This is a genomic window from Novosphingobium sp. HR1a (assembly GCF_015594425.1).
In the GTDB taxonomy this organism is placed as follows: domain Bacteria; phylum Pseudomonadota; class Alphaproteobacteria; order Sphingomonadales; family Sphingomonadaceae; genus Novosphingobium; species Novosphingobium resinovorum_A.
Genome location: NZ_JABXWS010000108.1, coordinates 1 through 14,424, shown reverse-complemented (window position 1 = coordinate 14,424; position 14,424 = coordinate 1). Strand labels below are relative to the sequence as shown.

Sequence of the window (14,424 nt, the reverse complement as noted above, 5' to 3'; positions counted from 1 at the left end):
CGTGTTGCCTCACGAAGAAATGTTCCCGAGCAACGCGACCGTTGCCTCACGTAATTGTTCCTTACAGGCCCTCGCGCAGCAATGCCATTGCATGTGACGGATTGCCGTGCAGCTGAGCCGTAGGCGAGGCGGAACGGTAATCCGTCACATGGCCGTGAGGATGGTTTCCGTGTCGCCTGGCGCGGCGCTGGCCAGCCCGGAAGAGTGGCTGAACACCAGCGCTCGCGCGTGTTCGGTGCGCCAGCCTTTCAGACGGCGCTGGATAGTCCGCAGGAGGCCGTCCGGGTAGATGTTCGGCTGCTCGGCTTGCAATTTCTCCAGTAACTCCCGCCCGGTACGCCAAGGCTCGTCTTCGAACCAGGCCTTTAACTGGTCGGTAACCTGAAGCAGTGGATCCGGTCGACGCCGTTCTCGCTTGCGCGGCGCTTTATCAACCGCCGTGGGCCGCGCCTCACCATTGTGCCATAAAACTTTCAGGCTCGAGAGGAACGCCCCCAGCGGTGGGGGGGAGGTTTCGGTGGGATCTGCCAAGACGACGGCGTCGGCCAGGACCACCAGTTTCTGCTGCGCGGTGCGGATGTCTCGCAGCAGTCGAACCGGATCCAGTCTGGCGGCGAGGTCCCGTAGCCGTTCGCGTGTCTGCTCGCTGGTCCGCGGGTCATCCATCAAACGCTGGAACGGTGTCGCGGGAGCGTGATAGCGCTTGTGGACTTTGGCGCCGTCGCGGCGCTTCTCCGCCAACTTGAATGAGGGCTGGAAGAAGTTCACGAACAGGCGCGCCGCCGCATACAATTCGGCGAGCAACCCAGCTGCTTCCAGTCCCTCAAACCGGCGATAGCCCACCAGACGGCGTACAACCGAACCGTTCTTCTGCTCGACCCAGGCCTGATCGTTCTTGCGATAGGGGCGGCAGCGGGTAAACGCGATTTCCGTCGTCGCGCAGTAATCGCGCACGGTTTCATTGATGAACACGCTGTCATTGTCGGAATCAAATCCCAGCAACGGGAACGGCATCAGCTTGCGCAGCTCCTTGAGTACCTCCACCAACAACGTTTGCTCGCGCACCAGCAACGGTGCGCATTCGGTCCAGCCTGTCGCGATATCCGTCAACGTCAGCGTCCAAGTCCAACTCCCTTTCGCCACCGGACCGCTATGAGAAACAAGGTCGGCCTCCATATGTCCCGGCGCCGGATCTCCCCAATCGCTGAATGTTCGGATCGGAACACTGCGCCTAAGTTCAGATCCCGCCACGCCGCGACGCCGGACCTTATGGCTGTTCCCTTTCGCGGTCTGTAAAACACGGTCAATCGTGGCCGGGCTCATCTGCAACAAGCTTCCTTTGATCGCCGGATCGAGATCAAGATGGCCATGGCCCTCCATCGCCTCGATCAGAATCGGGATAAGCGGCCGAAGTCGCTTGCCGCACAGGCGGTCGCTGGCCTCCCACAATACGAGCAACGCTCCGCGCACCGCCTCGTTGTAAATTCTCCGCTCGGGTCGCGTCGTTTCCCTGATCAACGGCTCCGCCCGCAATAGTCTCATTGCATGCTTCCGGTGGAAACCTGTGATCGCGACGAATTCGTCGAGAACCTTGCCCTTGCTCGCGCGATCGGCCGAGCGATACCGCTCGCCGACTGCTTCAATCAATTCCCTGCGCGTCGCCATGCTCACCTTCCGCATCGTTCCCTCCCGGCCAATGCCGGGAGCAGTTTAGATGAGGCAACGGCAGGTTTGCCGGGAGCATTTCAGGCGAGGCAATGCGGCACTGATCGACGCGCCGCGACAATCACATTCTCATCCTGATTGACGCGCAATCATCATCCAGTTTGTCGCGCTACACCCGATCCATCATTCCGAAAGGATCTGTGACATGGAACCACTGCGCCATCTCGATCGTGACACGCGCCGCGCGCGCCTGCTGGCAGCACGGACCCGCCCTGTCGGCGGGATCAATCGGCGAGGCATCTCCACCGGACACTGGGATCGCGGTGACGTCGTCCGTCAGTTCCGCGGTGGGAACGGCTCGTGGCTTGGCCTTGCTGCCTACGGAATTACGGATCGGGGTAATAAATAGACAGCGAGACCTCGCGATCGACACTTCAAAAAAATTCTCCTCCCGCTACTGGTCGCTAAAGCAGCAACATGGGGGCTAGAACAAAATGCTACATACTCGCTTGGTTTTGGCGAGCGCAGCCATTCTGCTTGCAGGTTGCAACTCCAGCGCACCATCAAATGTAGATAGCCCCTCAACTGATAAAACTGACGCACCGCAGGAGTTTTCCTTCCGTGACCTGGTGCCTGGGAAAACAAGCTATAACCAGGCGCTGGAGATCAAGGCCGTTTACGCCTGCTCGGACGGAATCGATGGCGGCCACAGCTGCATGTTCGCCAAAAACGAAGTGGCCGGTATCACGGCAAGGGGTAGCGACGTCATCTTTCGTAAGGATGGAAAGCTCGACTGGTTCTCAATCAAGATAGACCCGTCAGACTATGACGAAATTCTTCGCGTTATTCGTCCTATTTACGGCGATCCGTGTCTGGAAGAACACAAGACGCTACAGAATGCTTTCGGGGCAACTTTTGCTGGCGATGAAATGCGATGGTGCTTTTCACAAGGTAATCTCTCATTCCGACGACATGCTAAAGACAATGCAACACGAGGCGAGTTCGAGTTTTTTGTGCGTGACGATAGCCCTCCATCACCGGTTCCTACCACAGCTTCAGAACTGTAACAGTTAGCAGTAGGGGTCATCTCGCCTGCGGCGAGACCGGGCTCTAGTCGCCTGCGGCTCCCGGAGCCCCTGCGGGTCTCCGCCCTGCGGGTAACGATCCCTTGCCCGGGCGCCCTGCCCTCGCCGCCAGCGAGCCTGCAACGGGCCTCAGAGCCCCGCGCCGCGATGAGGCCCCCTCCCCCCCGTCAGCCCTCCACGGCGGCTCCTGGTCTACGCACAGCGCCAGTAGCCTGCGGCTGTTGTCGTCCCCTTCGGTGCCGGTTCCCTCGTCTATGCTGGGGACCGGCGAGGACGCCGATCCCCAGCACCAACCTCGCGCCAGGTCATTCACCACAAACTGCGCCACCCCCGCCAGTGTCCCGGCGTCGCACACCGGGTTGCTCAATCAAAAGCTGCCTCCAACCAAGCTGCGCTAGCCGGTCCGCGCTGGCTGGCTTTTGTCTGCTGGTCGCAGACAGCCAGCGCGGACCGGCAAGCTCCGCTAGGTCGCAGCGCGACGTCTTTTGATCGAGCGATCCCCGGCGTGCCACTTGGGACACAGGCGAAGGTGGCTCCGTGTGCGGTGAATGACAACCGACCCCTTTGCGCTCTGTTGGTCAGTAATGACGGCCCTGGCGGGCCGAAGTTTCCTTGTAATGTCGCTGCCGCGCCAACTATTTAGGCTCAGATTCACCATGTACGGTAAATATCTGTCAAGAAATCAATGCATTTCAGTATTTTGGGTTTAGCGAGTAGAATTAATGTGTCGGAAGGGAAGGGGAGAAGCCCCGGACCAAAGGCAAGGGGATAGGCCCCGCACTATAGGAGCAATACTCATGAACATCGGTTCTTTCGCCCTCAAGAACGGCCAGATCATCGGTTCCATCGCAACCGCGACCATCGACCTTCACCGTCTCGGCCTTCGCCCGGTCGACAGCAGCAACGACAAGGCACCGTTCTACGAAATCATGGCTTGGAACGGCAAGCGCTGGGCGCAGATCGGCGCACTGTGGGAAGCGACCAGCAATTCGACCGGCGAGGTTTTCTATCAGGGCCGCTTGGATGACCCCAGCCTGCCCGAGCCGCTTCAGGTGATGCTCTTTGGCGACGTAGAAGAAGGCTTCCGCGTGGTCTGGAACCGCCCGGCCCCCGTTCGCCAGAACATGGACGGAACCCGCCAGTCCCGTCGCCGCCAGCGTGATGACAGTTTCGGTGAAGGCAACGCAACCGAAGATGGCCGTATCACGCAGGACGAAGAGGATCACATCCCCGCGTTCTAAACCCCCGTCGGGAAGGGAGAGAGCTGGAACCCCTCTCCCGACCCTTTCGCTATCCCCTGCCAAGGATGAGTTATCATGACCAAGGAAACGAACAGCCGCAGCTATAGCAGCTTTGCCGACCTCGCCAAGGCCATCGGCACCACGCCCGCCGAACTGCGAAAGCAGTATCTGGACAAGGCGATTGCCGACACCATGAACGGCGAGCAGGAAGCCGGAACCGCAGCCACCCCCGACGAGCTGGCAGCACTGGCGCGGGAGGCAGAGATTGCCGACATGATCGCGCAAGATTCCGTGCTCGACAGCTTCACCGAGGCATTCGGCGACGTGACCGCGCTTTCCATCCTCGACATGGGGGGCGAGCGGCAGGAACTGGACATGCCCGAGCCTGCCGAGGCGCAGGCAGAATGTCACGCCATCATCAACACCATCTTTGACCTTTTCCGCGATACCCGCCTTGAGCCGAGCGCGCAGGCGATCGCATGGGGCATCGTCAATTCGTTTCACTACGAAGCGGAGAAGCTGGCCCGCGAGGAGGACACGCTTTGCCGTGACCTGAAAGACCGGATCGAGCAGGACGACCGCAGCGAAATCTATGCAACCGAGATGGAAGATTTGCAGGTCCGCGCGCAAACCAAGATGGAGCAGCGCGCCGCGATCGAATGCATGCGCGACTATGCCGCCAACTGCTACCGTTCGCAGACCGGCCGCCCATGGAGTACCGCGCGCGGATCGAGGGTTTCGAGCGTCACCACCGCAAGCCAGATCGCATCGGCCGATTTCCTCAAGGCGCGCGCGGCCGCCTTGCGCGAGAAGCGCAACCCCACCGGCCCGCTTGTCGTCTTTTCCGGCGGTCAGGAATGGCACGACTACCAGCAGCTTTACGCCCGCCTTGACCAGATCAAGGCCCGTATCCCGAGCATGACGCTTTGCACCACCGGCCAGCGCAAGGGATGCGACGCCATCGCCGCAGCTTGGGCCGCACAAGCTGGCGTGCCGATTGTCACTTTCGCCCCGAACGCCCAGCGCTTCGGAAAGAGCGCCGGTTTCAAGCGCAATGACCAGCTTGTCAGCCTCCGGCCCGTCGAAGCCATCATTTGCCAAGGCACCGGCATTCAGTCGCACTTGCTCGACGAACTGAAGGACGCGGGCGTTCCCACCCATGCCTTCCGCTACGATGCACAGGCCCCCATGTCCGCCGACGCCAAGCGGCAGAATTGGGGATGAGATAACAGGGGCGGACCAGCGCCGCCCCTACCCTTTCCTTGGCAGGAGCATCGGGCCAGCATCGGGGGACTTCCCCGGCGCTGGCCCTTTGTCGTGCCCTTGTGCCAGGTGGGGGAAACCCTACGGTTCCCCCCACGCCAGGCCGCCGCGCACGCCGCCGCCAACATCGCCCCCGCCGGGGCTCGTTGGCGACGGCGCGCGCGGCGGCCTTCCCCCCTCCGGTAGAGGGAGCTGCCGCAGGCCAGACGATCGGCCCCGCGCCGCTCGACCTGGCCCCGAGAAATCGAGGGCGGGGGAGCGCGCGCCGGGCATCGAACCCGGCGCGCGCTGCTGCCGCGAGCATGAACCCGGAACCGCGCCAGTCTGCCAGCGCCGCAGCTTACGTTTCGGGACAATCGGGACCGCCCTGCCCTTCCGCCTCACGGCGGCCCGGTGCCCACCGGAAACCGGAATCATATCCGCACCGGACGAACGCAAGAACAGACCGAGGCTCCAACAACGATATGTCAGCTACAGTAGCACACCCTACGCAACGTGGTTGCAGGATTATGGCGGTATTACAATGGGTTGTGGCAATATTTAGTGTAATCCCAATCACTCCCATATGTAATCCCATTCACACCCATTGCTATTTATTAAAAATATCAGTCGCTTGGCTGGGTTTACATGGGGTTACATGGACCTTTGGCACCCAAATAAACTTGCTATCCGTAGGGACCGCGAGTAGTAAATGACCGCTTTCCGCAAAAGCTCACCATCCCCTCATTCGAGAGGGTGGTTTGAAAATGAGAAGTACCCAGCGATCCGTAAGGTTCGACAAACACGATCTTGACCGGCTCGACGCGATCGCTGCCGACCAAGACAGATCCTTTGCCGATCTCGTAAGGTTCATCGTCAAGCGTCACCTGGACGGTGGCGTACTCGATAATGCCAGCCACCTTCGACTAGCGAGAGTGTGTGAGTACACACAGGCTGCCGTCGATACGATCCTGCGCGAAGAACACCCCGATCATCGGAAACTCGTCCTAGAGGAAACGACCCGTCGCATGGAGCGCTATCATGGCGCGTAAGGACGGCAAAAAAGACCGCGAAGACATTCGCGACGACGGTCGGCCCGTCCCTCTCAAACACCATTCCGCGCGCGGTGACACCCCCCGTAACAACGGCAATTTCGTGCGTGGGAGCCAGTTGCTCAACACCCAGGTCATCATGTGGCTGCAGGGCGCAAAAATGCCCTTCCTCATGTGGCTCGGAATCTTCGCCCTCTCCTACTTCACGATCCTGTCGTTCACGCTCGACGAGAACAACTTCCAGCTCATCTGCATGCGCGTGCTGTCGTGGCTTTGGGACTGGTGTGCCCTCGATCCCATGAAGCAGGCTAACCTGCAGCTTCCCGACCATACCGTGCGGCACACATTCATGGGATACGTCCCCTATGTGCCCGAAGTAGCGCTCGCCTGGCACAAGGCGATGCGCGGCATTATAGGCTCGGCTCTTATCGCCTCCTTCGCGACCATCCCGGCATCGATCTGGTACGTTGATTTCTCCCGCCGCCGGGGCGGCTCAATCATGGAAGAACGCCACGAACGCGGTGCGATGTTGGTGGACCGGGATCTGCTCTACAAGGAGATCAGCCAGCACAATCAAACCAAGTTCGTCGAAGAGGCCAAAGACCTCTTCCCGGACCTGTCAGCAAAGGAAGTCCTTGCCCTACCCTTCGCGGCTCGCAAGGCAGCTGGAATACACCATCCCTACCACATCGCTGGCATCCCCTACCCGCACCGGCTCGAGCAATCCCACACCATGCTGCTGGGCACTACCGGCACCGGCAAAACGACCGTCCTGCGTAAGCACCTGGAACAGATGCGTGAGCGCGAAGACAACGCCGTCGTGTTCGATCTTACCGGCGCTTACGTCGAGGCGTTCTACGACCCCGAGAGAGACACGATCCTCAATCCCATGGACGTGCGCTGCCCGGCCTGGTCGATCTTCAACGATTGCCAAACCTACAGCGAGTTCACGGCCGCAGCCGCCGCGCTGATACCCTCCGATGGCGGCTCGTCGGAACCGTTCTGGGCCCTCGCAGCGCGTACCCTCTTCATCGAAATGTGCATGAAGCTGATCGAGAAGGGACAGACCTCCAATCAGGCCCTTGCGGACAATCTGATGACCGCCGACCTCAAGCAGGTCCACAGGCACCTCCAGAAGACGATTGCAGACCCTCTGACCGCCCCTGAAGCGGCGCGCATGGCGGAATCAATCCGCGCTGTCTTCAACACCAATGCGCAGGCGCTACGCTTCCTTCCTGACGATGGTAAGCCCTACTCAATCAAACAGTGGATCACTGGCGAGAAGCAGCCCGGATCGATCCTCTTCATCACCTGCACGTACACCGATCTCGAGATGAACAAGGCCCTCCTGACCCTGTGGTCGAACCTTGCCATCCACTCGCTCATGACCATGGCGCACACCCGCAGCTTGCGCACCTGGTTCATGTTCGACGAGCTGGGCGCACTTCACCGCTTGCCCGCCATCGAGAATGGCCTTCAGACCGCTCGAAATTTTGGCGGCGCCATGATCCTTGGCCTGCACTCCTTCGACAAATTGGTGCAGGTTTACGGGGAGGAGAACGCCCGCAACCTGTCGTCCCTAGCGCGTACCAAGCTGATGCTGGCGGCCGCCGACCTCGACACGGCCGAGCAGTGCGCTCGCTACATCGGCAATCGCGAAATCCGGCAGATGGATGAGGGCTATTCCTACGGCTACAATTCCACGCGCGATGCATCGACGCTGACGCCCCGGAAGCAGATCGAACCGCTCGTCATTCCCGACGACATCATGAACCTGCCGTCGATGCACGGCTTCGTGAAATTCGCTGACGGATTTCCAGCGGCTCGTATCCGCCTCGAGTGGCAACACTATGCCAAGGTCGCAGAAGGCTTCATGCGGCGGCCGCCGTCAAAGCCGGACGATCCAGATGGCAAAGGTCGCGGAGGTGGGGGTAAGCCAAAGGGTGGAGATGACGGTGGGCGTGGTGAAAACATCGCGCTCAGTGACGAGGAAGTGGCAGCGCGCGATGCACCGATTGCGCTTGCCGCCAACATCCTATCGCAACCCTCCGAGCAGGATCGGGAAGAGCAGGAGGGACGCGATCCCAATGCCCGTGAAGCCCTCGATCGCATGGACCCCGGTGCAACCCATTCGGCAACCACCAGAGGCGATGCGGCTAAGGGTGATACGGTCGACCACAACGGTCTCGACACACCCGAGCGCTCAGGGATTCGTTCCAACATCGCGGTTTCCAGTCGCGATGACCTGGAGGTCGCCTCGCGATCATCACACAGGGACGTTGATGTTTCTCGCCCTTCGAGCAACCCCTTGGAGGAGGATCTTGGCGTGCGCGAAGCGCGGGACGCCGGCGTAGGCACTGATGTCGGCCAAAGCCATCACCACGATCATCCCGATTCTGGTGATTCCGGCATCGGGATGGGGGACTGACGATGCACTCCATCGCAGCTGTTCGTTCCGCTGGTGGTGCCGCCAAATACTTTACCAACGATGATTTCGTTGCCGGGGATTACTACACCAGCGAGCAGGCAGGAGAGGTTAGCCAATGGGGTGGCGAAGGCCTTGCCGGCAGCGCGATCGCCGATGGCTCCGCTGTCACCCGCGAAGCGTTCGAGAAGGTTCTTTTGGGTGAGACGCCAACTGGCGAACAGATTGAGGCGAAGGAGAACCGTAGACCGGGCTACGACCTGACCTTCTCGGCGCCAAAATCTGTATCGATCATGGCCTACATCGCCGGTGACAAGCGGCTCGTGGAAGCGTTCGCATTATCCGTCAAGGATACCATGGCCTGGGTTGAACGGAACCTCGCCGAAGGTCGCAAGACGGTCGACGGCAAGACCACCGCCGTTGCGACTGGAAACCTGGTGTATGCCATGTTCCAGCACGACACGAGCCGGGCGCTCGATCCCCAGCTCCATTACCATTCGATCGTCGCCAACATGACACGCATGCCAGATGGCAAATGGCAGGCGCTCCACGCCGACAAAATCTGGTCTAACAACACCGTCATCGGCTCGGTCCAGCATTCCTACCTTCGCGGTAGGGTGGAGGAATTGGGCTATAAGGTTCGCCTCGACGGCAAGCACGGAACTTTCGAGATTGTCGATGTGCCCAAGGAGGTGATCGACGCCTTCAGTACCCGCCGCGAAGAGATCCTATTGAAGTCCGAGCAGCTCGGGATTGTGTCCCCCAAAGGCCGCGACAGCGTCACCGTTATCACGCGCGACCCCAAGCTGAACGTCGAAGACCGTGAAAGCATGGTCAAAGGGTGGGTCGATCGAGCAGAAGCTTTCGGCTTCGACGGTAAGGACGTCCTCGCCGCCGCTTTGCGCGCCTCTCGCGATCAGCCGGAAAACCTCGCTGTCTGTGGCTACAAGGCCATGCTCGAGGTAGTTAGCACCGCGCGCGAATTTTTATCCGGCCTCCTGCGATCCCCAGAACCACTTGTCGATGCCGGTATTGCGCGCCTGGCAGGATCGCCGGGCGATGCCCGTGCGCAATTCGCCGTCGCCTCGGCCGTTCGCATTCTCAGCGAGCGTGAGGCTGCTTTCCAGGTTCATCAGGTTTCCAAGTCCGCTCTCGATCTTGGCCTCAAGGGTGTCACGATCGACAATGTCGAAGCGCGGATCGATCAACTCATCAAGAATGGCAACCTCGTTTCAGGTCAGATCCAACACAAGGGTCAGATGGTCGACGCTGTCACCACACCCGAGTCCTTGAAGGTCGAGCAATCCATTCTCGATCACGTCGAAGCTGGCAATGGCAACGGCACCTCGATCGTCGATGCAGCCAGTGCGCCATCGCGGCTTCAGGAGGCCGCAGCGCCCCGTCAACTGAACCAGGGGCAGCTCGCGGCCGCCACCATGATCATTTCGAGCCGGGACCGCTACGTCGTCGTCCAGGGCGTCGCCGGCGCTGGCAAGTCCACCATGCTGCAGACTGTCGCTGCCGTCGCGCGCGATGAGGGTAAGCAAGTGCTCGGTCTCGCGTTCCAGAACAAGATGGTCGGCGACATGCGCGAGGGCATGATGCCCAGGCACCTCACGGCCAAGGATATGGAAAAGGCCGGGGTGTCGGCGCAGACCATCGCGTCATTCGTCTGGCAGAATGAGAAATTTCTCAGCGATCCAAACACTCCGGGGGTACAGGAGCGCCGCAACGAACTGGCCGGAACGATCGTCGTTGTCGACGAGACCTCGATGGTCTCAAGCGACGACATGCTCAAGCTGATGCGCATCTCCGAAGCGCTCGGCATTGAGAAGGTTGCTTTCGTCGGGGACCGTCAACAGCTCTCCTCGATCGACGCGGGCAAGTCCTTCGCCATGGTACAGGCGGCCGGCATCACCATGGCGCGCATGGATCAGAACGTGCGTATCAATCCAGACAACAAGCAACTCCTGACTGTAGCAGCGCTTGCCAACACTGGCCGGGCCGGTGCTGCACTGAAAGTGCTGGGCGATAATGTCAGTGAACATTCCGAACCGGCGAAACAGGCGGCCGAGACATGGTTAGCCCTCTCTGCAGAGGAACGGGCTATTACGGCTGTCTTCGTTTCGGGGCGAGAGGGACGTTCCGAGATCAATACCGAAATTCAGGAAGGATTGCGTCAGGAAGGCACTCTGAAGGGAGATGGCCTGGACGTCACTGTCCATGACCGGGTCAGCAAAGAGCGTGAGCAGTTACGCTATGCCCATCACTATACTGTCGGCCAGACCCTGACGGTGACGGGGCAAATCCGAGAAGTCGGGCTAGGGCGCGGGCAGTATCAGGTCAGCCGCATCTTCGACAACGGCAAGGTCCAACTCACAGGCCCCAATGGTCGCAACTTGCGCTTCGATCCACAGAAAATCGATCCCAGCATCACCCGTAGCCGTCTCGAACTCTCCAACCTCGAAACGCTCAGAATTTATGAGGGCGATACAATCCGCTGGACCACCAACGACAAGGATCGCGGTCTGGACAATGCCGCACTGGCAAAGATCGTCTCCATCGAGGGGGGAAGCGTCACCGTCGAAACCGCGAATAACGAGCGCCTGACACTGGAGCGCGGTGATCCCATGCTCAGTAGGATCGGCCTCGCCTACGCCCTCAATATGCACATGGCTCAAGGCGTTACGGCCGATAGGGGGATCGGCGTGATGCTCTCCTATGAGCATAACCTCTCGAACCAGCGCCTTTTCAACGTCCTCGTTACTCGCGTCCGCGATGGCCTCACCATGATCGTCGACGATCGCGAGAAGCTGGAGTGGCGCCTGAACTCCAATCCCGGTGACAAGACCTCCGCACTCGAAAGCACCGGGAAGCTCGATATTGATGGTGTCGATGCCAAGCAGGAAGCGGCAGACGCTGCACTGACCGCCGCATTTGATGCGCTCGAGGGGGAAAAGGGTGCCGGTGGCGCGCCGAACGGCCCTGGCAGCGATGCCACCGCTGATTTGGGCGACCTGCCCCCAATGCCCGAAGCCGATGCACATGACGGCGGCGCTGGCACTGGCAGCTATGGCAACGAGAACTCGCCCGCAGGGCGCAGCGACGTTGAGACGAGCCGGAACGGCATGTCCGGTACCGATTCAATGGATTTGGATGACCTGCCCCCGATGGGGCCATCGGAAACTGACTATTCCACCTTCGATGCCAGTGCCGATCAGATCTACGACCCCGGCGCCGACGAGCCCCCTGCCCCCGTGCAGGACAAGGAAGACGCCGATCCGCTCCGGCAAGCACTGCTGGATCACCTCGAGGGGGATGGCCTCGGCCTCGTCGACACCACCATTGATGACCTCACCGGCATTCCGCCGATGCCTGGCCGTGATGACGGCCAAATTCCGGGCCTGCCCGAAAAGAACCTGGGACTCGATCTATGACCAAAATCATCCCCTTTGACCGCTGTGCCTCCCTACCCTCCGTACCCAAGGGGCTGATTGATCATGGATGAAACCAAAATCGGAATGCTCATCCTGCTGGTGGTGGGATTAGCGCTTCTGAAGGCTTTGGCTGGCCTCAACACAGCGCCGAAGCCTGTCTCGAAACATGGGATAATCGCGGGAGCGAGTCGTCCTGACGCCCGGTGGGTGTAGTAGCAGGTGACTGTTCCCCGATAGGATGAAGATACGGGCTCACGATGGACACCGGGCCCAAGCATCCATGGAGGAACAGTCATGGCAAAGTATATCGGACTCGACGTGTCGATGAAAGAGACCGCGGTCTCGATCCGGTGCGAAGGCAAGCGAATATGGCGCGGCAAATGCGCCTCCGATCCCAAGATCATTGCGCAGCTCGTGCGCAAACGTGCGCCCGGGGTCGAACGGATCGTTTTCGAGACTGGTCCGCTCTCCGTGTGGTTCTGGCATGCGCTAACAGCCGAAGGGCTACCGGCGATTTGCATTGATGCGCGACATGCGGCCAAGGCGCTCGACATGGCACCCAATAAGACCGACGCGAATGACGCGGATGGATTGGCCCAGCTTGCCGAGATTGGCTATTTCAAGCAGGTACGGGTGAAGACCTTCGACAGCATGTTGACGCGCGCGCGGGTCGCAGCCCGCACGCGATTGGTACAGATCACGGTTGAGCTATCCAATCAGATCCGCGGCCTCATGAAGACCTTTGGTCTCGTTGTCCCCGCCGGTCGAGGAAGCGTCTTCGAGAAGAACGTCCGGGATCTATTGGCGGATGAGGCATCTCTGGCTCGGATCATTCTGCCCCTTCTCGAAAGCTGGCGCAGCCTGCGCCAACATGTGGCTGAACTAAGCCGCCAGTTGATTAGTGAGGCGCGGCAAAGCCAAGACTGTCAGATCCTGATGTCGATTCCAGGGGTCGGTAGCATCACTGCCACTTCGTTCATGGCGGCCATTGAAGATCCGGCAAACTTCAGGAAATCCCGGTCAGTGGGAGCCTGGCTCGGACTGACGACCCGACGTTATCAATCGGGTGAGATCGACTACGACGGCCATATTTCCCGACGCGGCGACAAGCACCTTCGCGGATTACTTTACGAGGCGGCGGTGACTGTTCTCGCCCGCAGCCAGGCCGATAGCGGTCTGCGAGAGTGGGGTCTGAAGCTCAGGGAACGGATTGGCTTCAAGCGCGCTGCGGTCGCCGTTGCCCGCAAGCTGGCCGTCATTATGCATACCATGCTCAAATCGGGCGAACTCTTCGACCCTGCCATAGGTGCAACAGCATGACTGCCCGCGTTTTGCTCATTTCTCCTTGGCGTTCATGATCTGAAGGCCGGCGTCATGTCCCTGCCGGGGACGTGGGCCGAGCCATTCCGCTCGAAGGGTTGCACAGCTATTTAAGCTGAGTGCGCCCGAAACATTGGAAGGCTCTTCCCGCGAAGCCCATCATGCGGCGGCTAATGCCGACCGCGAAGACGACCCTGCTCCCGGCATACAACGATGGCGCCATGACGCTGAACATCAACCAAGCACAGAAAGGACTTGCTCTATGACGCACGATTAGACGACCCTTCCTGACCAAACGTGAGGCTGCGATGCTGATCGCTTTGGAACGGGCCCTGCCCCATTGCCGCATTCACGCGCAGGTGGCGATGGGTGCTTTGCTCAAGGCCCCCACAAACCCATTGCGAAAATCCCGTCACTCCGATCGCAACGCGTTCTCGCAGAAAATCGTTGATTTCGTCGCGCAGGATCGGGCGACGGGCGCGATCCTCGCGCTGATCGAAGTCGATGATTACAGTCACAATGCGGCTCGCGATCGCGCTCGCGATGCCATGACTAGCTATATGCTGGTTATCGAACCGTGCGCATTGGCCGATCTGTCCAACCCCGCTTCGAGGAGGTGCATCAGGCAGTGTCATCACTGCTGATGCCTCCCTTTTCAGCCAACAGTAAGGGCGGCCCCAATGGGAATCGATGATCGAGACTATATGCGCGATCGCTACCGAAAGCGCAGAGCGCTTGGTGGCACCCGCTGGAACGACAAGAAGGGCCGCAGCGAGCGTGATGATGACACCCCCATAGGCTCTGCAAGCTGGATTGGGAAAAACGATGGCCTTTGGTTCGCTGAAAAGAACCAAGGCTTTGACTATCAAAAAAACGTAAGCGCGCATTTCATAGCACGCTGCTTCCGGAGGCAGTGCGGCCATCATAGTTGACGCTGGACGAGATAGGCCGCCGCAG

The 14,424-nt window shown here is 60.1% G+C and carries 10 protein-coding genes; 8 read left to right on the top strand and 2 right to left on the bottom strand.

The genetic code is table 11. The features are described 5' to 3' along the window. Positions 1–144: 144 nt before the first annotated feature. Positions 145–1,680 carry an ISNCY family transposase gene (locus HWN72_RS28100; protein WP_051587224.1) on the bottom strand — a complete coding sequence of 512 codons (1,536 nt, stop codon included), beginning with the start codon at positions 1,678–1,680 and terminating at the stop codon, positions 145–147. Between the two features lie 500 nt (positions 1,681–2,180). Between HWN72_RS28100 and HWN72_RS28095 the strand changes: the two genes are divergently transcribed. The 3 genes from HWN72_RS28095 (at position 2,181) to HWN72_RS28085 (ending at position 5,215) form a co-directional block, all read left to right on the top strand. Beyond that, on the top strand, positions 2,181–2,732 hold the full coding sequence (locus tag HWN72_RS28095; protein ID WP_156800005.1) for a hypothetical protein: 552 nt from the start codon (positions 2,181–2,183) through the stop codon (positions 2,730–2,732). A gap of 815 nt (positions 2,733–3,547) precedes the next feature. After that, positions 3,548–3,991 carry a DUF736 domain-containing protein gene (locus HWN72_RS28090; protein WP_069709960.1) on the top strand — a complete coding sequence of 148 codons (444 nt, stop codon included), beginning with the start codon at positions 3,548–3,550 and terminating at the stop codon, positions 3,989–3,991. Between the two features lie 75 nt (positions 3,992–4,066). Continuing rightward, entirely contained in the window at positions 4,067–5,215 is a 1,149-nt protein-coding gene (locus HWN72_RS28085) for a DUF2493 domain-containing protein (protein WP_211152032.1), read from the top strand. A 704-nt stretch (positions 5,216–5,919) separates the two neighbouring features. On the opposite strand, the gene HWN72_RS28080 is transcribed toward HWN72_RS28085, so the two are convergent. Continuing rightward, positions 5,920–6,153, bottom strand: a complete 234-nt coding sequence (locus tag HWN72_RS28080; RefSeq protein WP_211152031.1) for a hypothetical protein — start codon at positions 6,151–6,153, stop codon at positions 5,920–5,922. Positions 6,154–6,274: 121 nt separating this feature from the next. Between HWN72_RS28080 and HWN72_RS28075 the strand changes: the two genes are divergently transcribed. The 5 genes from HWN72_RS28075 (at position 6,275) to HWN72_RS28055 (ending at position 14,399) form a co-directional block, all read left to right on the top strand. Beyond that, positions 6,275–8,713 carry a type IV secretion system DNA-binding domain-containing protein gene (locus HWN72_RS28075; protein WP_211152030.1) on the top strand — a complete coding sequence of 813 codons (2,439 nt, stop codon included), beginning with the start codon at positions 6,275–6,277 and terminating at the stop codon, positions 8,711–8,713. Between the two features lie 2 nt (positions 8,714–8,715). Continuing rightward, on the top strand, positions 8,716–12,147 hold the full coding sequence (gene mobF / locus HWN72_RS28070) for a MobF family relaxase (RefSeq protein WP_211152029.1): 3,432 nt from the start codon (positions 8,716–8,718) through the stop codon (positions 12,145–12,147). Positions 12,148–12,441: 294 nt separating this feature from the next. Continuing rightward, the gene (locus tag HWN72_RS28065) at positions 12,442–13,467 is read left to right on the top strand and encodes an IS110 family transposase (protein WP_211152028.1); all 1,026 of its coding nucleotides are present in this window, start codon (positions 12,442–12,444) and stop codon (positions 13,465–13,467) included. A 308-nt stretch (positions 13,468–13,775) separates the two neighbouring features. Continuing rightward, positions 13,776–14,111 carry a DUF2726 domain-containing protein gene (locus HWN72_RS28060; protein WP_248006412.1) on the top strand — a complete coding sequence of 112 codons (336 nt, stop codon included), beginning with the start codon at positions 13,776–13,778 and terminating at the stop codon, positions 14,109–14,111. Between the two features lie 36 nt (positions 14,112–14,147). Continuing rightward, on the top strand, positions 14,148–14,399 hold the full coding sequence (locus tag HWN72_RS28055; RefSeq protein ID WP_211152027.1) for a hypothetical protein: 252 nt from the start codon (positions 14,148–14,150) through the stop codon (positions 14,397–14,399). Positions 14,400–14,424: the final 25 nt, after the last annotated feature.